Source organism: Corallococcus silvisoli, assembly GCF_009909145.1.
GTDB classification, from domain to species: domain Bacteria; phylum Myxococcota; class Myxococcia; order Myxococcales; family Myxococcaceae; genus Corallococcus; species Corallococcus silvisoli.
In genome coordinates, this window is the sequence record NZ_JAAAPJ010000013.1 from 295,776 (window position 1) to 318,241 (window position 22,466).

Here is a 22,466-nt window from a genome sequence, read left to right on the forward strand (position 1 = left end):
GGCGTGCGGCGCCCCCTCCCTTACGGGTGGGCGTGGCCCTCGTGGCCGTTGCCCGCGCCGCGCGCGCGGGGGGGCGGCAGGGTGGCGAAGGCGGGGGCGTTGGTGTTTCCGGCCGCCAGCACCATCGCGTAGATGAACGCCGCGGACGGGGGCACCTCCCGGCCGTTCACCAGCACCAGCGGCGTGCCCTGGATGTTGTACTTCAGGGCGTACTCGACGTCCTGGCGCAGCTTGCCGATGGTCTCCGGCGCGGACATGCACGCCTCCAGCTGCGGGCGCGCCACGGAGCCGGAGCTGGCGATCTCCATCACCTTGTCGGTGTCCAGGAAGGCCTGCGCGGCGAACAGCTTCTCGCGCAGCGTCCAGAAGTCCTTCGCGCCCTCCAGGCACACCGTGGCGCGAGCGGCGGCGCAGCGCACGCTGAGCGCGTCCGGCCCGCGGTTGGGGATGGCCGGGTTGCACTGGCCATCCAGGGGGAACTGGCGTGCCTCCACGGACAGCATGCCCGCGGGGGCGTGCTTCTTGATGAGGGCCAGCTCCTCCACCAGCGCCTTGCAGTGGGGGCACTTGCTGTCGGTCCACTCCAGCACCTTCACCGGCGCGTCCGCGGGACCGAAGAGCGTGCGCGGCGAGTAGGCGGCGATCTTCGGCGTGGCGGCCCGGTACATGGCGAGCACGTCCGAGATGAACTGCAGCTGATCCGGCGGGAGGCTGGCGAGGAACGCCTCCAGCGTGGCCGGCGGCGGGGGCGCGGACGGCACGTCCGGGCTGGAGGTGCCCGGCGACGTCGCCGGAGTGGACGCCACGGGCGGCAGGAAGGCGCCCGCCTTCGGCGCGTGAGGGGTGGCCCGGCCGGGCATCTGCATGGCGACGAAGGCGACGATGGCGAGGCCCACGGTCCACTTGAGCGTGTCGCCCCACTCACCCGCCTGGGGCAGCAGGGCGCCGGGCAGGCCACGCCACGCGACGCCCGCGAAGGCCAGCACCAGCGCGTAGGTCCCCATGCAGGTGGGGCACACCACGCCCAGGCGGGCGCTGACGATGGCGAAGACGGCCACGGACCCCACGCCCGCGAGCGCCAGCAGGCGCAGGCCGTTGGCGGCGGGACGCACGGTGCGGCCCGCCTTGGCCCACGCGAGGTACAGCGCGGCGAGCCCCACGGCGGTCAGCCCCCACACCAGCCCCAGGCCGGCGATGGGGACGCCCAGCGTGTCGTGCACGGCGCTGGCGAAGTCGGAGTTCCAGACGGTCTCGCAGTTGACGTGCTCGCTGATGCCGCAGCTGGTGGAGCCGCCGGCGCGCAGCGTGAGCAGCTCCACCCATTGGTACACGGCGAGAGCGCTGGTGAGGATGCCCAGGACCAGCAGCGCGAGTGCGCCACGGGTGGGGACGGGGGCCGGGGTCGGGGCCTTCTTGCTCATGCGTGCTCCGGAGGCGGGGTCATCAAGACGAGGAGGCGGGCGTTGTCCGGGCCGTCATTGACGACGCCGTGTTCGGAGCCCGCCGGGGCGAAGAGGGTGGCACCGGCGCCATGCGTGGCTTCCTCGTCGCCGATGCGGAAGCGGCAGCTTCCCTCCAGCACGAGGTATACCTTGTCGGACGTGGCATGCCGGTGGGGCTTCTGCGCCTGGCCCGGGGCCAGGCAGTAGACGTCGAGGAAGAAGCGACCGGACTGGAAGACGGAGTGCTTCTGGAGCTTCTCGGGGGAGAAGCCCTGGAAGGCCGCAAGCTGCTTCACATCCATCGTGGCATTCGCTCCTGCGCCTCTATATAGCGACGGGCATGGAACCGCTGACGCTGCATTTTGTTCACGAGCAGGCGGGTGCCCGCTTCATTCCGGTGGGTGGCCGTGAAGTGGTGGCCGGGTATGGAGACGTGGGCGCGGAGTATGGCGCGGCGCGCGACGCCGTGGCACTCCACGATGCGTCCTACCGCGAAATCCTCCGGATAACTGGGGAGGATCGCGCCTCCTTCCTTCACGGCATGGTGACCCAGGAGGTGAAGAACCTCCCGGTGGGCTCGGCCGCCTACGCCGCCTTCATCACGGTGAAGGGCGCCATGGTGGGGGACGCGCGCATCCTCAAGCGGGCGGACGACCTCCTGTTGGACCTGGAGCCCGGCCTGGGCGCCAAGGTGCGGGAGTTCCTGGACAAGTACCTCATCTCCGAGGACGCGGAGCTGCACGACGGCACCCCGGAGCTGGGCTGGCTCAAGCTGCTCGGTCCCCGGACGGCCCAGGTGCTGGCCGCTGTCCCGGGGGGCCCCCTGGAGCCGCCGGCGCCGCTCTCGAGCCGCCGGGCGACGGTGGCGGGGCAGGATGTGTGGCTGGTGGGGACGGCGCTGCCGGGCGGGCTGTCCGGGGTGGACGTGCTGGTGCCGCGCGCAGGGTTGGAGGCGGTGTGGACGGCGCTCGCACAGGCGGGCGAGGCGCACGGGCTGAAGCCGCTGGGGTTCGACGCGCTGGAGCTGGTGCGGGTGGAGGCGGGGGTGCCGCGCTACGGGCAGGACATGGTGGACACCACCATTCCGCTGGAGGCGAACCTCACGAACGCCATCGCGTACAACAAGGGTTGCTACATCGGGCAGGAGGTCATCGCCCGGGCCACCTTCCGGGGGCACATGAACCGGAAGCTCGCGGGGCTGCTCCTGGGCGAGGCGGACGTGGCGCCCGGCACGGAGCTGCGCCGGGGGGAGAAGAAGGTGGGTTGGGTGACGAGCGTGGTGCGCTCGCCGGTGAAGGGCCAGCGGGTGGCGCTGGGGTACGTGCACCGCGACTCACTGGAGCCGGGCACGGAGCTGACGCTGGCGGGGGACGCGGGCACCGTCACCGTGGCCGCCCTGCCCTTCATCGCCACGCCGTAGGGCGGGACTTCGCAGCGACCGCCCAGGGAGGAACAGGCCCGGGCGCGTCGCGGTCATTGTCTACCGCACCGACAATGACTCACGAAACCCATCCATCATCCTCCAAAACACCTCCCACGCCTCCTCCTCGGTTTTCGTGGACCTGAGGACAGCGGAAACCGGGCCACAGGCCGCACTCCACCCTTGCGTCCGGTAGAGATACCTCGCGAACTGCTGAGTGAAATCAGCAACAATCCCTTGCACCCCCTGATCGCTCAACGCCATGGAATAGCCACGCAGAAAACTCTCCAGGCTTCGCAGCTGATCACCGCGCCGAGAATTATCCACAGCAGAAACCAGCTCCGGATATTTCCGAGCCTCATCAAGCACGCTAAAGATATCTCGCATAGGCGACTCAAACATAGCTCAGCCTGATGCACCGGCCGAAGCCATCAAGAGCCCTCCGCTTCCCCGAGCAGCCAGACCTCCGTGCCCAAGGGCACATCCTGCTTCGACAGCGTCTGGAAGCAGAGCACGTGATGAACATGCCGCACCCGGGCCCCGCCCGAAAGAAGCGGGACCTGAGCCAATGCGTCGGCATGCAGCACGCCACCCTCTGGCCTCCGCAACGCCACGTGGAGCGACACCTGCGACCGCTCCCCCAGGTCCACGTCGGGAACAACGAGGAGTCCACGCCGCTCGATGGCGAAGGACTGCTCGACCACCAGCAGCAGGCGGGCCCCGTGCGCCGGAGGCTCTCGGAGCGTCGGGGCGTCGACCTCGCTGGCGGTAATGCGACAGAGCCGGACAGCGTCCGAACATCCATCGCACTGGATGCCGACAGAGGTCCGTCCTGAATGGAGGGTGTATTGAATCTGGAGCGGTGCACCACAGCGCGGACAAAGCACCGTGTCGGGAAGTGGCTCCCTCAGCGCAACCTTGCGCTCCAGCTCCTCCCAGTCCCGGGGCTGCTCTGGCGATGTCATGAGGAGCCAGGATACCAAGGCGCCGTCAACGAGGCTTCTCCGGTGGGGCCTCGCGTGCCCGGCGACGTCCCCGCTCCACCAGCGAGAACACCCCCGCGAGGAGGAGCAGCAGCAACGGACCCGTCAGAGCGCCCAACACGACACCCGCCAGCAGGCCGCCCACCGCCCACCCGACTCCAGACGCGAAGCCCCACACCGCGCCCATCGCGCCTCCGACCACGGCGCCCGTGAGGATGACGGGTTCGATGAGGTTCATCCGGGATTGGCGTCGCAGTAGACGTACTTCGTCCCGGGAGAGCAGCCCGCGGTGGCGCACTGCGGATCCTTCGCCGCCTTCTGGTCCGCTTCAATGAGCGCCTGGAGGTCGTCGCCGTTCGCGCACGACAGGCAGGTCACCTTCGGCTCCGTCCCTCCGCAGCAGCCGCAGCCACAGGCGACGTAGGTGGCGCCGCAGTCCAGCGCCTTCGGCCGCTTCTCAGCGGTCTGACATCCCGACCCCATCAGGCCCGCCAGCAGCAGCGGCAAGAGCATTCGCATGGGGAGAGCCTAGACGACCCAAGCCCTCTTGAGAGGATGGGTACTGGATGAGTTCCCAGACACAAGCGAGACAGAGTAGCAACTCACAAAATCCGACCAAGACAAAACATGCAAAAGCACATCATCTGCGGACTTCTGTCGTTGGAACCGCTGGCGGTCTGTGGCGGCGTCGAAGCGGACCAGGACGCGGACATGGGGGAGGAAACCCCACTCTCGACGCGTGAGGACGCGCTGGACCTCTGCACTGCCACTTTCAACGTCCAATACTACAGCGATGCCACCTATGCGACGCAGGTGGGCATGGAGATTTGTCTGGTTTGTAATCGCCAAGTCGGCCGGAAAGGCGTCAGGACCCAGTTCGCCAAGTGGCTCATGCCCCTGGAGGTATGCGCGCCCTACGCGCCCTAGCAGGGGTCCAGGGCAGCCCGAGCGCGACCCATGGCCCGCAGGCCCGCATGCGTCGCGGGAGGACAGCCCCCCGCGACGCGAGGCGCGAGGCTAGACGCGCCCTTCCGCCTTCTGCGCGCGCTCGATGCTCTCGAACAGGGCGCGGAAGTTGCCGCCGCCAAAGCCCTGGTCGCCCTTGCGCTGGATGATTTCGTAGAAGAACGGGCCCGCGTCCGCCTGCTTGTAGAGGCTCGCCGCGTCCTTCATGAAGATCTGGAGCAGGTAGCTGCGCTCCTTGTCCCCGTCGATGAGCACCTCCAGGTCGCGCAGGACGCTGATGTCCTCGTCGATCTTCTTGATGCCCATGCGCTGGATGCGGTCCGGCAGCGCGTCGTAGTACGAGCCCGGCGTGGGCATGAACTGGATGCCCGCGTTCGCCCGCATGTCCTTCACCGACGTCAGGATGTCCTTCACCGTGATGGCCAGGTGCTGCACGCCGTCACCGCGGTGGTCCTCGTTGAAGAGGTTGATCTGGCTGGCCTTGAAGAACGGGCGGTAGGGCTCGTTGTTCGCGAACTTCACCCCGCTCTTCGGGTCCCACATCACCTCCGACTTCAGGCCGCTGCCGTGGTCCCGCTTCTGCTGCGACGCCACGTCCTCGGTGTGGAACTCGATGTGCCAGAACGCCTCGAAGCCCATCACGTGCTCCATCCACAGGAGCATCGGCTTCATCGTCTGGAAGTTCGACGTGACGTGGTCCACCCGGCCAAAGCCGTACTTGTTCTGGCCACCCTTGGGCTGCGCGTGCACCTGGAAGCCCGGGTAGATGGACTTGTAGTTGTCCCGCTGCAGGAAGCGGAACGTCGTGTCACCGAACGGCGTGGTGATGGAGAAGAACGCCAGCTTGCCGCCCGCGGGGTCCGTGAAGCGCTGGATGTCCGTGATGAACGTGGCGCCGCGCGACTCCAGCAGCTTGAACGTCTTCTCCACGTCCTCCACTTCGAAGTTCAGCGTCCCCACCCCGTCCGGGTGCTTGCGCAGGTAACGCCACGCCCGGCCGCCCTCGCCCACCGGCTGGCTCACCACCACCGCGATCTCCCCCGCCTGGAACAGCGCCGACTTCTGCTTGCCGTGCGCGTCCAGCTCCGGCCCGGACACCGCCACCTCCGCGAAGTCCAAGCCCTTCGTGTAGAACTGGCGGCTGCGCTCCAGGTCGTGCACGTACCAGTGGATGCTCTCCAGGGCCTTGATGCCCAGCGATTCCTGCTTGCCCATGTCGCTGACTCCTCGTGATGAAGAAGATGGTGGGGACTACACCGGCTGCGCGTCGGGCTGCCGGTCTGGCTGCGCCGCCTGGAAGGCGGGAAGTTCGTTGCACGCCGCCTCGATGCGCAGCAGCGTGGGATAGGGCTTCAGATCTACACCGAAGCGGCGGGCCCCGTAGAGCTGGGGAACCAGCAGGACGTCCGCGAACGACACTGCGTCCCCCACACAATAACGCCCCACCGTCGCCTGCACCGCCGCCTCCAGGGCCGTCAGCCCGTGCGCGTTCCAGTGCGCCGCCCAGGCCTTCTCGTCGCTCTTCAACACGTCCCTGACACGCAGCGTCACCGACGTGTTCTGCAGGGGCTGCATCCCCGCGTTCACCATCTCCGCCAGCATCCGCGCCTTCGCGCGCAGGTACGCATCCGCGGGCAGGAGGGCAGGCGAGGGCACGCGCTCTTCCAGGTATTCCAGGATGGCCATGGACTCGGAGAGCGTGCGCGCCTGCCCGTCCGCTTCCGTCCACTCCAGGGAGGGGACGCGGGCCATGGGGTTGAGGGCGCGGTAGGCGTCCGAGAACTGCTGCCCGCCATCCTTGAGCAGGTGCACCGCGACGTATTCGAAGGGGAGGCCCTTCCAGTTCAGCGCGATGCGCGCGCGCCAGGACGCGGACGAGCGCCAATAGCTGTGCAGCCGCAGGTTTCTCATGGCGCCTTCACCACCGTCTGGGAGATGCGGCCGAAGAGGCTGTGCCCGTCACCATCCCGCATCTCGATCTCGATGGTGTCCCCGGGTTTCATGAAGGGCGTCCTGGGCTGGCCCGAGTCGATGGTTTCAATCATCCGGCGCTCCGCGAGGCAGGAGATGCCCCGCTCCCGGTCCGCGTTGGACACCGTGCCGCTGCCCAGCACGGTGCCCGCGGTGAAGGCGCGCGTGCGCGTCAGGTGCTGGATGAGGTCCAGGAAGGAGAAGTGCATCTCCGGGCCCGCGTCCGTGTCACCCACCAGCTGGCCGTTGAGCGTGCTGCGCATGCGCAGGTGCACCCGGCCGTCCCGCCACGCCGCGCCCAGCTCGTCCGGCGTCAGCGCGAAGGGACCGAAGGCGGTGGCGGGCTTGCTCTGGAAGAAGCCGAAGCCCTTGGCCAGCTCCTCCGGGATGAGGTTCCGCAGGGACACGTCGTTGGCGATCATCACCAGCTTGATGTACCGGCCCGCGTCCGCGGCCTGCGTGCCCATGGGCGTGTCCCCCAGGATGACGCAGACCTCGCTCTCGAAGTCCAAGCCCCACGCCTCGTCGCGCAGGGGGATGTCCTGGGTGGGCGCCAGGAAGTCGCCAGAGCCGCCCTGATACACCAGCGGATCCGTGCGCAGCGTGGCGGGCGGCTCCGCGTTGCGCGCCTTGCGCACCAGCACCACGTGGTTGATGTACGCGCTGCCGTCCACCCATTCGTAGGCGCGCGGCAGCGGGGCGTGGAGCGCCTTCACGTCCAGGGGGCGGCTCTGCACCGTGCCCGCCTCCAGCTGCTGCGCCAGGGCGCGCAGCTGCGGCTCCTTCGCGTCCCAGTCATCCAGCGCCGCTTGCAGCGTGAGGGCCACGTTGGTGGCCAGCGCGTAAGCGGAGTTGTCCCGCTTGACGACGATGAGCCGCCCATCGCGGGTTCCGTCCTTGAGCGTCGCGAGCTTCAATTCCGGGCTCCCTCGGCGGTCTGTAGGGGGAGGAAGCGGAGACCGCCTGAACCCATCGGCTTTTCCGCCGGGCCCTCAGGCGAGTCAAGCGCGCCCATTGAACGCGGCGCGGCATTCCGTTTCCCTCCAGCAACGCTGCTGGCCGCTCGCATTCGCGCGGCTGTCGGCGCGCGACCGGAGCGCGGACTTCCTCACGGCCGCCGTGGTGGAAAACCACGATGTCCATGAAGGCCCGGGTGCGCGCTTGACGCCCGCACGGAGAGCGAGGCCTCGGCAGGCTGGCTGCTCCACGAACGGACCAGGGGCCCTGGGGAAGACCGCGGCGAAGCGCGGACGCTCCGACTGTTCAAATCCCAAGCAGCACCCGCGGGGCATGGGGCGCGGCCCCTGGCGGTGACCCAGGCGGCAACCCAGCTTGTGGAAAGGGACGTCCGGCCGACCGCGCCGCGTGGGAGCGGCAGGGTGGAGGGCTCGCGAGGGTACGGCATGGCGCAAGGCTTCCAACAGGCCGGCGACACCCCTGGGGAGCCACGCCCGGGCCAGCGGCTGGGCAACCGCTACGAGCTGCGCCAGCGGGTGAAGACCGGCCGGGGCATCTCCACCTGGCAGGGGCTGGACCTGCGCACCCGCGAGCGCGTGGCCGTGAAGGTCACCTCCCTGTCCGCCTTCGTCCCCACCGCCCGCCACCGCCTGGAGCACGAGGCGGAGGTGCTGTCGCGGCTGCGCGCGCCCGCGCTCGTGCCCGTGCGAGACCTGGGCACCAGCGACGACCTGCTCTACCTCGTCACGCCCTGGATCGAGGGTGAGCCCCTGGAGGCGCGGCTGCGGCGCGGTCCCCTGTCGCTGCCGGAGGCCATCACCCTGGGCCAGCGCCTGCTGGGGGCGCTCGCGGAGGCGCACCGCGGGGGCGTCCTGCACCGCGACGTGAAGCCCTCCAACATCCTGGTGCGCGACACGCCGCTGTCCGCCGCGTGGCTCATCGACTTCGGGCTGTCGCGCAGCGAACGGTTGGATCCCTCCCTGCGCGAGCTGCCCGTGGGCACCGCGCGCTACCTGTCGCCGGAGCAGGCGGGGCTCCTCAACCGGCCCGTGGGGGCCCCGTCGGACCTGTACGCGGTGGGCCTGGTGCTCTTCGAGGCGCTGTCGGGCCGCCCCGCGCTGGAGGGCGCGTCGGTGGGCGAGGTGCTGCGCCTGCACCTCACCGCGCATCCGCGCCTGAGGCCGGTGGGCGTGGAGGTGCCGCTCGCGCTGGAGGAGCTCATCGGGCGGCTGAGCCAGACGGATCCGCGCGACCGCTACCAGTCCGCGGAGGCCGCGCTCGCGGACCTGGACGCGCTGGAGGACGCGCTGTCGCGGGGCGAGGCGGAGCCCGCGCTCGTCACCGGCGCGTACGACCACCGCCAGAGCCTCACCGAGCCATCTTTCGTGGGCCGCCGCGAGGAGCTGGCGACGCTGGAGCGAGCGCTGTCACACGCGAGGGAAGGAGGCGCCCGCGCGGTGGTGGTGGAGGGCGAGTCCGGCGGGGGCAAGAGCCGGCTCCTGGAGGAGTTCTCCGCGCGCGCCGCGGGCCAGCGCGCGTGGGTGCTGCACGGGCAGTCGCAGGACCAGGCCGCGCGGAGGCCCTTCCAGCTCTTCGCGGGCGTGGCGGAGGGCATCGCCGCGACGGCGCGCGAGCAGCCCGCGCTGGGCGCGCTGTTGCGCGAGCGGCTCGCGGGACAGGAGGCCGGCCTGTGCGCGGTGCTGCCCCCGCTCAAGGAGGTGCTGCTCCCCGGCGCGCTGGCGCCCCAGTCGAAGGCCCTGGGGCCGGAGTCGCTGAGTGAGAGCCGCAGCGTCTGGAGCCTCACCGCGCTGCTCCACGCGCTGGGCACGCCGGACGCGCCCGCGGTGGTGGTGCTGGAGGATTGCCAGTGGGCGGACGCCCTCACCCTGCGCGCGCTGGAGGCGTGGTCCCAGGGCCGGCGCACCGGCGAGGGGCGCGTGCTGCTCATCGTGTCCTTTCGCAGCGAGGACCTCCACGCCGGCCACGTGCTGCGGCGGCTGACGCCGGGCGCGCACCTCAAGCTGTCCACCCTCGGCGCGGACGAGGTGGCGCGGCTGGCGGAGTCCATGGCCGGCGTGCTGCCCCTGGAGGCCCTGGAGCTGGTGACGCGGCTGGCGGAGGGCAACCCGTTCATGGCGTCCGCGGTGCTGCACGGGCTGGTGGAGGACGGCGTCCTCATCCCCGGACCGGAGGGCTGGCGGGTGCAGCCGGAGGCGATGGCGCACGCGCGCTCCTCGCGACAGGCGGCCACCTTCCTCGTGCGGCGCCTGCGCCTCCTGCCGCCGGAGTCCCTGCACGTGCTCAGCGTGGGCGCGGTGCTGGGCAAGGCGTTCGACGCCCGGGCGGTGGCGGCCCTGTCCGGCACGCCGCCGGAGGCCGTCCACACCGCCCTGGAGCCCCCGCGCCGGCGGCACATGCTGTGGACGCAGGGCACGCGCTCCACCTTCGTGCACGACAAGCTGCGAGAGGCGCTGCTGGACCTGCTCTCCCCCGAGGAGCGCCGGGAGCTGCACCGGCTGGCCGCCCGCGCAGCCCAGCAGGCCTCGCCCACGGACCCCTTCGAGCTGGCCTACCACTTCGACGCGGCGGGAGAGCCCGCGCTGGCCCTGCCCTACGCGCTGGTGGCCGCGGAGCAGGCGCGCCAGCGCTTCTCCCTGGACACCGCGGAGCTCAACTACCGCATCGCGGAGCGCGGCGCGGCGGGCGCGGACACCCCCACCCGCTACCGCATCGCGTCCGGGCTGGGCACCGCGCTGATGATGCGCGGCCGCTACGACGAGGCGCAGCGGCAGCTGGAGGCCGCGCAGCGGTTGGCGGGCGACCGGCTGGACCAGGGCCGCACGCTGGGCCACCTGGGCGAGCTCGCCTTCAAGCGCGGCCAGACGGTGCAGGCGAACGCGTACCTGGAGCAGGGCCTGAAGCTGCTGGGCCGCTGGGTGCCACCCGATGCGCTCACCACCGGCGCGAGCGCCGCGTGGGAGATCCTCACCCAGGCCGCGCACACCATCGCGCCGCGCCTGTGGCTGGGCCGCAAGTCGCTCGCGCGCGGAGAGGAGGACCTGCTGGCGATCAACCTCTACAGCCGGCTCGCGTACGGCTACTGGTACCAGCGGGGCCGCGCCGCGGTGCTGTGGGCCCACCTGCGCGACATGAACCTGGCGGAGCGCTACCCGCCCACGCCGGAGCTGGCGCAGGCGTACTCCGCGCACTCGCCCGCGCTCACCACCCTGCCCTGGTTCCAGCGCGCGTATGCGTACGCGGAGAAGTCACTGGCCCTGCGCCAGCAGCAGGGCGACGTGTGGGGCCAGGGCCAGTCGCTGCACTTCTACGGCCTGGCCCTCTACGCCTCGTCGCGCTTCCGCGAGTGCATCGAGAAGTGCCGCGAGGCGGTGCGCCTGCTGGAGCGCACCGGCGACCCGTGGGAGGTGAACAACGCCACCTTCCAGATCGCCATGTCGCTCTACCGCCTGGGCCGGCTGAAGGAGGCCGCGGCGGTGAGCCAGAAGCTGCACGCGGCGGCGCTGGAGTTGGGGGACCGGTACTCGCTGCGCCTGGGCCTGGAGGCGTGGGTCAAGTCCACCGGGGGCCGCATCCCCTCGGCGCTGCTGGAGACGGAGCTGGCGGCGCCCACCGCCACCGACCCGCAGTCCTTCGCGGGCGTGCTCCAGGCGGAGGCCCTGCGCCTGCTGCGCGAGGAGGAGCCGGCGCGCGCCGCGGAGGTGCTGGAGCGCGCCGAGCACCTGGTGGAGGAGGCGCACCTGCGCCAGGAGTACGTGGCGCCCATCACGCCGTGGCTCGCCACCGCGCGACGGCGGCTGGCGCAGCAGGCCAGCCCCCTGAACCCGAGGCGGCGCGACGCGCTCCTGGACGCGGCGGAGGCCGCGGCGAAGCGGGCCCACGCCGTGGCGCGCACCTACCGCAACAACCTGCCCCACGCCCTGCGCGAGCGAGGCCTGCTGTGCGCGCTGCGCGGCCACCCGGCGCGGGCCCGCGGACACCTGGATGAATCCCTGCGCGTGGCCGAGCTGCTCCAGATGCGCCAGGAGCGCGCGCTGAGCCTCCAGGCCCGGGGCGAGGTGGGCCAGGCCCAGGGCTGGCCCGACGCCGCGCGCGACCTGGAGGCGGCCACGCGCGAGCTGGCCGCCATGGAGGAAGGCCTGCACCCGGAGGCGGAATCAGCGGTGGCCGGCGTGGGGACGCTGTCGCTGGCGGATCGCTTCCCGCGCGTGCTGGAGGTGGGGCGCAGGCTCGCGTCCGCCCTGTCGCGCGAGGCCGTCTTCGAGACCGCGCGCCAGTCCATGCTGGAGCTGCTGCGCGCGGAGCGCTGCGCGGTGGTGGACCCGCGCACGGTGGTGTCGGAGGAGGACGCGAAGCAGCAGGGCCTCGGCCGCACCGCGCTCGCCCGCGCGCTGGAGACGGGGGGCATCACCGTCCTGGGCCAGGGCCTGCCCGGCGGCATCAGCGAGAGCCTGGAGCTGTTGGGCGTGCGCTCCCTGCTGTGCGCGCCGGTGCAGGTGCGCGGCAAGACCGTGGCGTGCCTGGTGGCCAGCCACCGCAAGGTGGGCGCGCTGTTCGGCGAGGACGAGGAGCGGCTGGCGTCCTTCGTGACGGTGCTCGCGGGCGCGGCGCTGGAGAACACAGAGAACTTCGAGCGCGTGGCCGCCCTCTCCGAGGAGCAGGGCCGCCTCTATCGCGAGGAGCAGGAGGCGGTGCGCCGCCGCGACGACTTCCTCTCCATCGCCGCGCACGAGCTGAAGACGCCGCTCACCTCCTTGCAGCTGCACATCCAGGGGCTCCAGGCCAAGGCGAAGGGCGCGCCCCTGGCCCCGGAGAGGCTGACCGCGAAGCTGGAGTCCGCCTACGCCCAGACGCAGCGGCTGGGCAGGCTGGTCAACGACCTGCTGGACATCTCCCGCATCGCGCAGGGCCAACTGCACATCCAGCGCGACGCCGTGGACCTGGTGGCGCTGGTGCGCGCCCAGCTGGAGCGCAGCCGCGAGTCCCTCTCCCGCGCCGAGTGCGAGCTGCGCTTCCACGTCAACGCGCCGCGCCTCATGGGCCACTGGGACGCGCTCCGGCTGGAGCAGGTGGTGGGCAACCTCCTGACCAACGCGATGAAGTACGGCGCGGGCAGGCCCGTGGAGGTGACGCTGGAGGGGGACGCGTCCAGCGTGCGGCTGGAGGTGCGCGACCACGGCATCGGCATCGCGGAGGAGGACCGGGCGCGCATCTTCGGGCGCTTCGAGCGCGCGGTGTCCGTGCGCCACTACGGCGGCTTCGGGCTGGGGCTGTGGATCGTCCGCGAGGTCGTCCAGGCGCTGGGCGGCACCATCGACGTGAAGAGCACCCCGGAGCAGGGCTCCACCTTCACCGTCACGCTGCCCCGCTCCGGCGCCCCCGTGCACTGACGGCCGGCTAGCGCCGCGTCACTTCCAGGTAGATGACGTTGTCCTGCGAGTCGCGGAACAGCCGCACGTTGGAGACCTGCGCCAGCGGCGTCTCCGACAGCAGGCCGCGCATGCCGTCCTCGTCCCGGTAGGTGAGCCACCAGTCCATGAAGGCCTCCATGTAGCCGGTCTCCGGCGGGTGCACCGCGAAGTTGGCCACCAGCAGCCGCCCCTCCGACCGCAGCATCTGGAAGAGCAGCGCGGTGAGGCGGCTGGCCACGGAGTCCGACAGGTAGTCGTACAGCCCGGCCGAGTACGCGAAGTCCAGGTCGTGGAACGTCGCCTTGCCCGCGAGCAGCGCGCGCACGGAGCCGCACACCGGCCGCACGACGCCGTCCGGGTGCAGGCGTGAAATCTCCGCCAGGCTGACCGGGTCCTGGTCGAACGCGATGAGCTCCTGGAGCCGGCGCTCCGCCACCGCGCGCGACTGCTCCGCCTCCCGCAGGTGCCCGCACGCCACCGACAGCACGCGCCCGTCGGGCCGGCGCGCCGCGGTCTCGTCCATCATCCGCGCGAGCAGCTCCCGGCGCTCGCGCACGCTGCGCGCGCTGGGCTGCCCGTGCATGTACCGGTAGATTTCGCGGCCCGCGTGCAGCTCGTCCGCCGCGCGGTCCATGTAGAGGTAGTCGATGAGCGCCGCGTCCCCCGCGTAGCCGCGCGGCCGTTCGAAGGCGTGCCGCGTGAAGGGGCACTGGTGCAGGAAGGGCCGCATCGGGTGCTTGCGCGCCAGCTCCTGGCAGAAGCGCTTCCACACCTCCGGGCTCCACTGCCTGCGCCGCGCGATGAGGCCCCCGTGCAGGGCCGTCATGCCGTGGTGCAGGGTGTCGTCCGGCCCCTGCACCATCCGCGCGTGCAGCGCGTCCAGCCACTCCTGGGCCTCGACGAACACCGCTTCTGGGGGGACCTCGTCCCGGGGCGGATTCACCAGGACGAGGTCGTTGGTTTCGGGCGCGACCGGGAGAGCCGCGCCGTGGACCGACAGGATGGGCTGGCGCATGGACATCATCCTGACAACCCGGGAGCGGGGGGCATCCACTTCCCGCGCCCCCGCACCTCGCCAGGCCCGCCCCCAGCCAGCCGGGCGGGGGCCCGGCGGGGCCACGCACGCGCCCCGCCGGCGCCCCACTCAAACCCTGAGCGGGCGGGCGGTCTCCGGGCACTCCCAATACGTGTACTCGCAGGTGGCGCGCGCCGGATCGCAGGGCACCGCCACGACGGTGATGAGCTCGCACGGGTGCATCTGCGCCTCCGTGGAGCGGGTGCGGTGGCCCGCGTCCGGCGCGTCGGGCGGGCGGCGCGGCGGCGTGCCGGTGCCCCCGTCCTCTGGCCGGGTTTCCAGTGACGGTGTTCCGCCCGCCGCGAACAGCGCCGGCGGCGGACCCGAGGCCGCGCCCAGCACGGCGCCCAGGACATACAGCGTGGTTCTCATGACTTCCCCCTTGGCCAACCGCGGTTCCACCGGGGCGTGAGTCGTTACGCACCGGGTCCGGTCGGGCTGGCAGGGACGGTTCTACCAGCAAGGTCTGACAATCCCTGGCCCTGGCGGGAAGGGAATGCGGGCGTCCGGTATCCGACGACAGGCACTGCGGCTAGGATGGCGCGCCCCGCCTGGAGAGAGCCGCAAGCCGCGCATGAAGATTGAAATCGCCCACCTGCCCCACGACATCATCGAGATCATCTATCCGTCGGAAGTGACCCCGAAGGACGTGACCGAGTACGTCGACCAGCTGAAGAAGGACATCACGGCCCGGGGCGGCGCGGAGTGGTCCGCGCTGGTGGACCAGTCCCGGCTGCGGGTGATGCCCTCCACGGTGGTGGGGGAGATGGCGCGGCTGAACGCCTACGCCCAGCAGCGCGGCATGAAGCGCTCCGCGCGCGTGGTCAGCGACCCCGGCAGCGGCCTGCAGGCGTGGCGCATGACCAAGAACGCCGGCCTCACCATCCCCGCCAAGACCTTCGAGTCGCGCGCCGAGGCGCTCAGCTGGCTCGAGGCCCCCGACGCCGACTGACCTCCCCTGAAGTCCCCCGGCAGGGGCCCCGCCCTGCGACCGCCCGGGTCCGCCTTCGTCTTCCAGTAACACCCCATTCCTTCGCTGTGTCTGTCGCCGTACCCGTCAGGAGTCACCCCGCATGTCCGTGTCCGCCCCTGCCTTCCGAGCGAAGCTGCTTGGCACCCTGTTCTGTACCCTCACCGCCCTGGCCTGCGGGCCGGCCACCCAGCCGGGCGCGCCCGAGGAGCCTCAGCTGTCCGAGGCGTCCGCGCCGGTGGTCTACGGCAACGACGACCGCAAGGACGTCTATGAGCACCCCAGCGCGGCGCTGCAGGACCGCGCGCGGCAGTCCACGGTGGCCCTGATGTACCCGGAGTCCATCGACGCCTCGGACCCGAACCACGTCATCCTGGACGGCACGACGCTGGATGACTACGAGAACCTGTGCACCGACCAGCGCTTCCGGGACGACCCGGCGCCGGCCTGGTGCTCGGGCACGCTCATCGACGATGACCTGGTGCTGACCGCGGGCCACTGCGTGGAGACCGCGGCGGACTGCGCGGACACGCGCTTCGTCTTCAAGTTCTACAAGACGGCGGATGGCGTGCTGGAGAACATCACCAGCGCGGACATCTTCTCCTGCAAGAGCATCGTGGCGCGCAAGCTGGTGGAGAGCGGCGACCGCTACGTGGACTTCGCCATCATCAAGCTGGACCGTCCCGCCGCGCCGCGCTTCACGCCCGCCCCCATCCGGCCGGGCAACGACGCGCTGGCGGTGGGCCAGAACGTGGCCGTCATCGGCAGCGGCAGCGGCATCCCGTTCAAGATCGACTCGGGCGGCTCCGTGCGCACGAACAACGCCGCGTATAAGGACTACTTCATCGCCACGACGGACACCTTCGGGGGCAACTCCGGCTCCGGCGTGTACGAGACGGTGAACAACACCGTGGCGGGCATCCTGGTGTTCGGCGACGACGACTACGTGCCGCGCCCGGGCGCGGGCTGCAACGTGGTCAACGTCTGCAAGGAGACCGCGTGCGGCGGCGAGGGCATCATCTACGTGAACCAGGCCATCAGCGAGCTGTGCGCGCGCACCACCAGCGCGCGGCTGTGCGCGCCGGTGCCGGCGACGAAGTACGACTTCCAGGCGTCCAACACCTCCAGCGCCACGCGCAACACCATCGACGGCGCGGTGACGCTCGCGGCCGGCCAGAAGATCACCGTGGGCACCTGCGGCATCACCGGCGCGGCCTTCACCGGTGACACCTACGTGCGCCTGCGCGGCCCGTCCGGCACGGAGGTCGCCTTCAACGACGACGCTTGCGGCGGCACCGGCTCCCAGGTGACGTACACCGCCACCGTCGCGGGCACCTACGTGGTCCGCGCCGGCTGCTACCAGAACGGCGCCTGCGGCGGCACCGTGGCCTGGACCATCGCCCAGGCCGGCACGGCCACGCAGGGCTCCTTCGACTTCAACGTCAGCAACACCGCCAACGCCACGCAGGGCACGGCGAACCGCGACGTGACCCTCAACGCGGGCCAGACGCTGTCCTTCGGCAGCTGCGGCGTGGCGGGCGCGTCCGGCACGGGCGACACGGTGGTGCGCCTGTACAACGCCGCGGGCCAGCAGGTGACGTTCAACGACGACGCGTGCGGCTCGCTGTCCCACGCGGCCTACACCGCGCCCACGGGCGCGGGCGGCACGTACCAGATTCGCGTGGGCTGCTTCGGCAGCAGCGCGTGCAGCGGCACGGCGGCCTGGACCATCCAGTAGTCGGCCTCCCGTCTCCCCCAGCCGTACCCGGGCCCGTCCCTCCCTGGAGTCAGGGGAGGTGGCGGGCCCGTCGTTTCGGGCCTCGGGCTCCGTCCAAGAAGGCAGCCAGGGGCCGGTGCCCGAGGCGGTCGGGAGCCCACCGGCGACCTACCTTGAAGGCTCAACCACCCCGAGCCCCTTTTTTCCGAGGCACCGCGTGCAAGGAGCGGACGCGCGACAGCAGGTACTCTGGCGCCGGGCACGCACGCTGGCGGCGATCTCCGCGGGCCTGACGCTCGTCCTGGGGTTCCTGGGGCTCTGCGGCTGGGCGCTGGAGAGCGTGCCCCTGACACAGCTCTGGGACGACCTGCCCGCCATGGTGCCGCTGTCGGCCCTGGGCCTGATGCTCGCCGCGGGCGCGGAGCTGGCGCTGGGCAGGCGCCAGGAAGCGAGGCGCCGGTTCGGGAGGCTGCTGGCCTTGGCGGTCGTGCTGTCGAGCGGCTTCCTGCTGAGCACCTACCTCTGGCTCCCGGACGACGCCGTGTTCCAGGGGCTGGGAGGGCGCGTCTCGCCCCAGTCCGCGTCGGTGTTGCTGCTGCTGGGCCTGGCGCTGCTGTTCCGGGACGCGCCGGGGCGGGGCCGGTGGCTGTCCCCAGCGCTGGCCCTGGGCGCCCTGCTGGCGTCGTTCACCCTGCTGGTGGCCTACTCGTTCCAGGAGCCCCGCTTCTACTGGTTCGCGGGCCAGGACACCGGCGTCGCGCTGCACACCACCATTGGCCTGTTGATGCTGTCGGTGGGGGCCCTGCTGCTGCGCCCGGAGCGCGGCTTCGTGGCGGACCTGCTGCGGCCGGGCGCCGGGGGCCTGATGGCCCGGAGGCTGCTGCCCGCGCTGCTGGTGCCGCTGCTGGGCACGGTGGGGATGAGCCAGCTCTTGAGCCACACGCACGCCCAGCCCCGCCTGGCGTGGTCGCTGCTGGGGGTGACCCAGACGGCCGTGCTGGCCTGGGTGGTCTGGCGCGCGGCCACCCGGCTCAACGCCCTGGACTCCGAACAGCAGCGCGCGGAGGCGCGGGCGCGGGAGGACGCACGCGCCCAGCGCCGGCTCGCCGAGGAGAACGCGCGGCTCTACCGGCAGGCGGAGCAGGCCTCCCGCGCGCGCGAGGACGTCCTGGCCGTCGTGTCGCACGACCTCAAGAATCCGCTCTCCACCGTGCGGCTGGGGGCCTCCATGCTGGCGCGGCGGCTCCCGGCTCCGCCCGAAGGCGCGGCGCTCCAACGGCAGGTGGCGGCCATCAACCGGGCCGCGGGCCACATGCAGGACCTCATCAGCCGGCTGCTGGACGCGGCGCGGCTGGACGCGGGCCAGTCCCTGGTGATGGACCTCAAGCGGGAGCTCCTGGACGGGCTCGCCGTGGAGGCGCTGGCCCTGGTGGAGCCCCAGGCCCAGGGCAAGGGCATCCGCCTGGAGCTCCAGGTCTCCGAGGGGCTGAGCGCCTGCTGCGACCGGCCCCGCATCCTCCAGGTGCTGGCCAACCTGCTGGGCAACGCCCTCAAGTTCACCCCGCCCGGAGGCCGCGTGACGGTGTCCGCCGCGCACGACGCGGGCATGGCGCGCGTGAGCGTGCGGGACACCGGCCCCGGCATCTCCCGGGCCGACCAGGCCCACCTCTTCCAACGCCACTGGCAGGCACACGACACCGCCCACCAGGGCAGCGGCCTGGGCCTCTACATCGCCAGCGGTATCGTCACCGCCCACGGGGGCCGCATCTGGGTGGACAGCGACGAAGGACGCGGTACGACGTTCACCTTCACCCTGCCGGATACGCCCTCCGCCCACCCGAGGCTTGACAGCCCCGAGAGGCACGTCTAACGCAAGGCGCCATGAGCACACCTCGCTTCCCGCCGTCGCCCCGCCGTCCGGTCAGCACCGAGGGCCCGCTGCGTGTCCTGCTGCTGGAGAACATCCATGCCTCGGCCCACGAGATGCTGACGGCGGAGGGGTTCCAGGTGGAGCGGCTGTCCTCGGCGCTCAAGCCGGAGGACCTGGCGGAGCGGCTGCGGGGCGTGCACCTGCTGGGCATCCGCAGCAAGACGACGGTGCCGGAGGAGTCGCTGCGGCACGCGGACGACCTGCTGGCGATTGGCGCGTTCTGCATTGGCACCAACCAGGTGGACCTGCTGGCCTCCAGCGTGCACGGCGTGCCGGTGTTCAACGCGCCGTTCAGCAACACGCGCAGCGTGGCGGAGATGGTGCTGGCGGAGGTGGTGGTGCTGACGCGCCAGCTCTTCGACCGCAGCCGCGAGGTGCACGCGGGGCAGTGGCGCAAGGTGGCCACCGGCAGCCACGAGGTGCGCGGCAAGACGCTGGGCATCATCGGGTATGGGCACATCGGCTCGCAGCTGGGCGTGCTGGCCGAGGCGCTGGGCATGCGCGTGCTCTACTTCGACGTGATGACGAAGCTGCCCCTGGGCAACTCGCGGTCGGTGGCGACGCTGAACGAGCTGCTGGCGGAGTCGGACTTCGTGACGCTGCACGTGCCGGCGCTGACCTCCACGCACCTGATGATGGGCGCGGAGCAGTTCGCCGCGATGAAGCCGGGCGCGTGCCTCATCAACGCCAGCCGGGGCACGGTGGTGGACATCCCGGCGCTGGCGGAGGCGCTGCGCTCCAAGCACCTGGGGGGCGCGGCGGTGGACGTGTACCCGGAGGAGCCGGAGGGCAACTCGGACGGCTTCGTGACGCAGCTGCAGGGGCTGCCCAACGTGGTGCTCACGCCGCACATCGGCGGCTCCACGGAGGAGGCGCAGGCGTCCATCGGCAAGGAGGTGTCCACGTCGCTGCTCAAGTTCGTGAAGGGCGGCGCGACGACGGGCGCGGTGAACTTCCCCAACGTGGAGGCGCCCATCAACCCGGGCACCCACCGCATCATCAACGTGCACCGCAACACGCCGGGCGTGCTGCGTGACATCAACCGCATCGTGTCCGACCTCAACGCCAACATCCACGCGCAGGTGCTGAGCACCGACGCCAACGTGGGCTACCTGGTGATGGACCTGGACCAGGACGTGTCCCGGCAGGTGTGCGAGGCCATCGCGGGGTTGGAGACGGACATCAAGACGCGCATCGTGTCGTGAAGCCGCCGGGGGTCTCCCCGGGGAAGGAGCCGGAGATGACGCTGAAGGTCTGCCTCGCCGGGGCCACGGGATGGGCTGGCTCCGAGCTGGCCCGGGGCATCGCGGCGGTCGAGGACCTGTCGCTGACCAGCGCCGTCTCGCGCGGTCACGCCGGCAAGGCGCTGGGCGGCGCGCTGGGCGACAGCCGCATCGTGACGCCGGTGTTCGCCAGCGCGAAGGAGGCCCTGAGCGCGCACGCCTGCGACGTGTTCGTGGAATACACCCGGGCCGACAGCGCCAAGGCGAACATCCTCGCCGCGCTGGAGCACGGGGCGCACGTCGTGGTGGGCGCGTCGGGGCTGAGCGACGAGGACTACGCGCAGGTCGACGCGGTCGCGAAAGAGCGCCAGCGGGGCGTGCTGGCGTGCGGCAACTTCGCGCTCACGGTGGTGCTGCTCCAGAAGTTCGCGGAGCTGGCGGCGAAGTACATCCCCACCTGGGAGATCATCGACTACGCCTACGCGGGCAAGCCGGACGCCCCCAGCGGCACCGCGCGCGAGCTGGCGGGGCGGCTGGGCCGGGTGCGCCAACCCGAGCTGGCCGTGCCCCTGGAGGACACGCTGGGCGCGCGGGAGGCGCGGGGCACCACCCTGGCGGGGACGCAGGTGCACTCCGTGCGGCTGCCGGGCTTCGTGATTGGCGCGGAGGTGCTCTTCGGCCTGCCGGACCAGACGCTGAGCCTGCGCCAGAACTCGGGCAGCAGCGCGAAGCCCTACGTGGACGGCGCGCTGCTGGCGATCCGCAAGGTGTCCACGCTCGTCGGCGTGCACCGCGGCCTGGATGCGGTCCTCGACCTGTGACCCGAGGCGCGCGGGGGGCGCTCAGGCGTCCAATATCTTCCCCGGGTTGAGGATGCCTGCCGGGTCCAGGGCGCGCTTGAGGGTGCGCAGCAACTCCAGCTCACCGGGCGCGCGCGTGTAGCCCAGGTAGTCCTTCTTGAGCAGGCCGATGCCGTGCTCCGCGGAGATGCTGCCGCCGTGCTTGCGCACGAGGTCGAACATCGCGTGGTCCGCCTGCTTCGCGTGGGCGAAGAAGTCCGCCTTCTCCACCGCGTCCGGCTTCATCACGTTCACGTGCAGGTTGCCGTCGCCAATGTGGCCGAAGAGGCAGATCTCCCAGCCCGGGTAGCGGCTGGCGAACACGGCGTCCAGCTCCGCGCAGAACGCCTCCAGGTTCGCCACCGGCAGGGAGATGTCGTTCTTGTGCAGCACCCCCGTGGCGGAGAGGCTCTCGCTGATGGACTCGCGCAGCGACCACAGCTCCGCGGCCTGCCCCGCGCCCTGCGCCTGGGTGCCGTCGGTGACGAGCCCGCGCTCGAAGAGGGAGGACAGCCACGCCTCCACCGCCGCCGGCTCCCCGACCTCGGACTCCAGGAGCACGTAGCAGCCGCTGGGCGCCTCGAAGGGCGAGCGCAGCTTGCGGTGGCGCTGCACGCGGGCCAGACACCTGTCGGTGAAGAACTCGTAGGCGGACAGCGCGAGCGGGGCCTGGCGCGCGTCGCGGAACAGCCGCAGCACGGCGGCCACGTCCGGCACGGCGAAGAGGAAGACGTCCTGCTTGCCCGGCAGGCGCGTCAGCTTGAGGGTGGCCTCCGTGATGATGCCCAGCGTGCCCTCGCTGCCGATGAAGAGCTGGCGCAGGTCCACGCCGGTGTTGTTCTTCTCCAGCGCGCCGTTGAGCTCCAGCACCTGCCCCTCCGCCGTCACCACCTGGAGCCCCAGCACCCACTGCCGGGTGAGGCCGTAGCGGATGACCTTCACGCCGCCCGCGTTGGTGGCGATGTTGCCGCCCACGGTGCTGCTGCCCTTGGAGGCGAAGTCCACCGGCCACGTGAGCCCGTGCGGCGCGCAGTGCTGGTGCACCGCCTCCGTGACGGCGCCCGCCTGCACGCACACCGTGTTGCCGAGCAGGTCCACCGGCGCCATGCGGGTCATCCGCTTGAGGGACAGCACCACCTCGCCGTGCATGGCCACCGCCCCGCCCGCCAGTCCGGTGCGCCCGCCGGAGGGCACCACCGCGACGCGGTGCTGGTGGCAGAGCGCGACGAAGCGGGCCACCTCCTCCGTGGTGCGGGGGAAGACCACCGCCCCCGGCGCGGGGGCGTACACGCGCGTCCAGTCGCGGCCGTACTCCTGGAGCTCCGCGGGCTCCCGGGTGAGGAAGTCCGCGGGAAAGGCTTCGGCGATGGCGCCGAGGAAGGCAGCGGGCAGCGCGACGGTGGACATGGGTCCAGACGTATTGCACCCCCTCCGCCATGACAAGCCCGGCGGTGCGCCGGCGAGCCGCTAGGCCGTGTCTGATGGATGCAGGTGGCGCAGGTAGGAGAAGATGAGCGCCACCTGCACCAGGGCCAGGTAGTTGA

Annotated in this window: 19 protein-coding genes; 8 read left to right on the plus strand and 11 right to left on the minus strand. The window is 71.5% G+C overall.

The window, feature by feature from the left end:
- Window positions 1–20: 20 nt before the first annotated feature.
- Both GTY96_RS26000 and GTY96_RS26005 read right to left on the minus strand, forming a co-directional pair.
- On the minus strand, window positions 21–1,421 hold the full coding sequence (locus GTY96_RS26000; RefSeq protein ID WP_161666130.1) for a vitamin K epoxide reductase/DsbA family protein: 1,401 nt from the start codon (window positions 1,419–1,421) through the stop codon (window positions 21–23).
- The gene (locus tag GTY96_RS26005) at window positions 1,418–1,744 is read right to left on the minus strand and encodes a cupin domain-containing protein (protein ID WP_143902314.1); all 327 of its coding nucleotides are present in this window, start codon (window positions 1,742–1,744) and stop codon (window positions 1,418–1,420) included. The genes GTY96_RS26000 and GTY96_RS26005 overlap by 4 nt, the downstream gene beginning before the upstream one ends.
- A 38-nt stretch (window positions 1,745–1,782) precedes the next feature.
- On the opposite strand from GTY96_RS26005, the gene ygfZ reads away from it, so the two are divergent.
- A complete protein-coding gene (gene ygfZ, locus GTY96_RS26010; protein ID WP_161666131.1) occupies window positions 1,783–2,862 on the plus strand; it encodes a CAF17-like 4Fe-4S cluster assembly/insertion protein YgfZ in 1,080 nt (359 codons plus the stop codon).
- Between the two features lie 431 nt (window positions 2,863–3,293).
- On the opposite strand, the gene GTY96_RS26015 is transcribed toward ygfZ, so the two are convergent.
- From GTY96_RS26015 to GTY96_RS26025, 3 genes are all read right to left on the minus strand, one after another.
- The gene (locus GTY96_RS26015; RefSeq protein ID WP_143902318.1) at window positions 3,294–3,566 is read right to left on the minus strand and encodes a hypothetical protein; all 273 of its coding nucleotides are present in this window, start codon (window positions 3,564–3,566) and stop codon (window positions 3,294–3,296) included.
- Between the two features lie 286 nt (window positions 3,567–3,852).
- Window positions 3,853–4,083: a hypothetical protein gene (locus GTY96_RS26020; protein ID WP_161666132.1), complete on the minus strand. Its 231-nt coding sequence runs from the start codon at window positions 4,081–4,083 to the stop codon at window positions 3,853–3,855.
- Window positions 4,080–4,364 (minus strand): hypothetical protein, encoded by a 285-nt coding sequence (locus GTY96_RS26025; RefSeq protein WP_161666133.1) that lies wholly within the window; start codon window positions 4,362–4,364, stop codon window positions 4,080–4,082. The genes GTY96_RS26020 and GTY96_RS26025 overlap by 4 nt, the downstream gene beginning before the upstream one ends.
- Window positions 4,365–4,472: 108 nt before the next feature.
- On the opposite strand from GTY96_RS26025, the gene GTY96_RS26030 reads away from it, so the two are divergent.
- Entirely contained in the window at window positions 4,473–4,772 is a 300-nt protein-coding gene (locus GTY96_RS26030; protein ID WP_161666134.1) for a hypothetical protein, read from the plus strand.
- A gap of 90 nt (window positions 4,773–4,862) precedes the next feature.
- Here GTY96_RS26030 and hppD read toward each other — a convergent pair whose 3' ends face one another.
- The 3 genes from hppD to GTY96_RS26045 are packed head-to-tail and all read right to left on the minus strand — an operon-like array spanning window position 4,863 to window position 7,699.
- The gene (gene hppD / locus GTY96_RS26035) at window positions 4,863–6,026 is read right to left on the minus strand and encodes a 4-hydroxyphenylpyruvate dioxygenase (protein WP_161666135.1); all 1,164 of its coding nucleotides are present in this window, start codon (window positions 6,024–6,026) and stop codon (window positions 4,863–4,865) included.
- Between the two features lie 36 nt (window positions 6,027–6,062).
- A complete protein-coding gene (gene maiA / locus GTY96_RS26040) occupies window positions 6,063–6,722 on the minus strand; it encodes a maleylacetoacetate isomerase (RefSeq protein WP_161666136.1) in 660 nt (219 codons plus the stop codon).
- Complete coding sequence (locus tag GTY96_RS26045; RefSeq protein WP_143902329.1) at window positions 6,719–7,699, minus strand: fumarylacetoacetate hydrolase family protein; 981 nt, start codon at window positions 7,697–7,699, stop codon at window positions 6,719–6,721. The genes maiA and GTY96_RS26045 overlap by 4 nt, the downstream gene beginning before the upstream one ends.
- Before the next feature lie 486 nt (window positions 7,700–8,185).
- On the opposite strand from GTY96_RS26045, the gene GTY96_RS38375 reads away from it, so the two are divergent.
- Entirely contained in the window at window positions 8,186–13,147 is a 4,962-nt protein-coding gene (locus tag GTY96_RS38375) for an ATP-binding protein (RefSeq protein WP_161666137.1), read from the plus strand.
- A gap of 7 nt (window positions 13,148–13,154) precedes the next feature.
- Here GTY96_RS38375 and GTY96_RS26055 read toward each other — a convergent pair whose 3' ends face one another.
- Window positions 13,155–14,183 carry a class I SAM-dependent methyltransferase gene (locus tag GTY96_RS26055; protein WP_161666138.1) on the minus strand — a complete coding sequence of 343 codons (1,029 nt, stop codon included), beginning with the start codon at window positions 14,181–14,183 and terminating at the stop codon, window positions 13,155–13,157.
- 129 nt (window positions 14,184–14,312) lie between these two features.
- The gene (locus tag GTY96_RS26060) at window positions 14,313–14,615 is read right to left on the minus strand and encodes a hypothetical protein (RefSeq protein ID WP_143902335.1); all 303 of its coding nucleotides are present in this window, start codon (window positions 14,613–14,615) and stop codon (window positions 14,313–14,315) included.
- 202 nt (window positions 14,616–14,817) lie between these two features.
- Between GTY96_RS26060 and GTY96_RS26065 the strand changes: the two genes are divergently transcribed.
- The 5 genes from GTY96_RS26065 (at window position 14,818) to dapB (ending at window position 20,904) form a co-directional block, all read left to right on the plus strand.
- Window positions 14,818–15,195 carry a SpoIIAA family protein gene (locus GTY96_RS26065; protein ID WP_143902337.1) on the plus strand — a complete coding sequence of 126 codons (378 nt, stop codon included), beginning with the start codon at window positions 14,818–14,820 and terminating at the stop codon, window positions 15,193–15,195.
- Between the two features lie 121 nt (window positions 15,196–15,316).
- Window positions 15,317–16,951 (plus strand): trypsin-like serine peptidase, encoded by a 1,635-nt coding sequence (locus tag GTY96_RS26070; protein ID WP_161666139.1) that lies wholly within the window; start codon window positions 15,317–15,319, stop codon window positions 16,949–16,951.
- Window positions 16,952–17,147: 196 nt separating this feature from the next.
- Window positions 17,148–18,800, plus strand: coding sequence for a sensor histidine kinase (locus tag GTY96_RS38600; RefSeq protein ID WP_161666140.1), 1,653 nt, complete (start codon window positions 17,148–17,150; stop codon window positions 18,798–18,800).
- Window positions 18,801–18,811: 11 nt separating this feature from the next.
- Entirely contained in the window at window positions 18,812–20,065 is a 1,254-nt protein-coding gene (gene serA, locus GTY96_RS26080) for a phosphoglycerate dehydrogenase (protein ID WP_143902343.1), read from the plus strand.
- Window positions 20,066–20,100: 35 nt separating this feature from the next.
- Window positions 20,101–20,904 (plus strand): 4-hydroxy-tetrahydrodipicolinate reductase, encoded by an 804-nt coding sequence (gene dapB, locus GTY96_RS26085; RefSeq protein WP_161666141.1) that lies wholly within the window; start codon window positions 20,101–20,103, stop codon window positions 20,902–20,904.
- A 21-nt stretch (window positions 20,905–20,925) separates the two neighbouring features.
- Here the strand turns inward: dapB and GTY96_RS26090 are convergent, their stop codons facing one another.
- Window positions 20,926–22,329, minus strand: a complete 1,404-nt coding sequence (locus GTY96_RS26090; protein ID WP_161666142.1) for an FAD-binding oxidoreductase — start codon at window positions 22,327–22,329, stop codon at window positions 20,926–20,928.
- Window positions 22,330–22,466: the final 137 nt, after the last annotated feature.

What these genes read in the sequence shown, in the direction of transcription:
- GTY96_RS26025 (WP_161666133.1), bottom strand. Translation starts at nt 4,364, where the DNA reads ATGCGAATGCTCTTGCCGCTGCTGCTGGCGGGCCTGATGGGGTCGGGA.
- GTY96_RS26030 (WP_161666134.1), top strand. Translation starts at nt 4,473, where the DNA reads ATGCAAAAGCACATCATCTGCGGACTTCTGTCGTTGGAACCGCTGGCG.
- GTY96_RS38375 (WP_161666137.1), top strand. Translation starts at nt 8,186, where the DNA reads ATGGCGCAAGGCTTCCAACAGGCCGGCGACACCCCTGGGGAGCCACGC.
- GTY96_RS26060 (WP_143902335.1), bottom strand. Translation starts at nt 14,615, where the DNA reads ATGAGAACCACGCTGTATGTCCTGGGCGCCGTGCTGGGCGCGGCCTCG.
- hppD (WP_161666135.1), bottom strand. Translation starts at nt 6,026, where the DNA reads ATGGGCAAGCAGGAATCGCTGGGCATCAAGGCCCTGGAGAGCATCCAC.
- dapB (WP_161666141.1), top strand. Translation starts at nt 20,101, where the DNA reads ATGACGCTGAAGGTCTGCCTCGCCGGGGCCACGGGATGGGCTGGCTCC.
- GTY96_RS26070 (WP_161666139.1), top strand. Translation starts at nt 15,317, where the DNA reads ATGTCCGTGTCCGCCCCTGCCTTCCGAGCGAAGCTGCTTGGCACCCTG.
- GTY96_RS26065 (WP_143902337.1), top strand. Translation starts at nt 14,818, where the DNA reads ATGAAGATTGAAATCGCCCACCTGCCCCACGACATCATCGAGATCATC.
- GTY96_RS26090 (WP_161666142.1), bottom strand. Translation starts at nt 22,329, where the DNA reads ATGTCCACCGTCGCGCTGCCCGCTGCCTTCCTCGGCGCCATCGCCGAA.
- GTY96_RS26020 (WP_161666132.1), bottom strand. Translation starts at nt 4,083, where the DNA reads ATGAACCTCATCGAACCCGTCATCCTCACGGGCGCCGTGGTCGGAGGC.
- maiA (WP_161666136.1), bottom strand. Translation starts at nt 6,722, where the DNA reads ATGAGAAACCTGCGGCTGCACAGCTATTGGCGCTCGTCCGCGTCCTGG.
- GTY96_RS26055 (WP_161666138.1), bottom strand. Translation starts at nt 14,183, where the DNA reads ATGCGCCAGCCCATCCTGTCGGTCCACGGCGCGGCTCTCCCGGTCGCG.
- serA (WP_143902343.1), top strand. Translation starts at nt 18,812, where the DNA reads ATGAGCACACCTCGCTTCCCGCCGTCGCCCCGCCGTCCGGTCAGCACC.
- ygfZ (WP_161666131.1), top strand. Translation starts at nt 1,783, where the DNA reads ATGGAACCGCTGACGCTGCATTTTGTTCACGAGCAGGCGGGTGCCCGC.
- GTY96_RS26005 (WP_143902314.1), bottom strand. Translation starts at nt 1,744, where the DNA reads ATGGATGTGAAGCAGCTTGCGGCCTTCCAGGGCTTCTCCCCCGAGAAG.
- GTY96_RS26000 (WP_161666130.1), bottom strand. Translation starts at nt 1,421, where the DNA reads ATGAGCAAGAAGGCCCCGACCCCGGCCCCCGTCCCCACCCGTGGCGCA.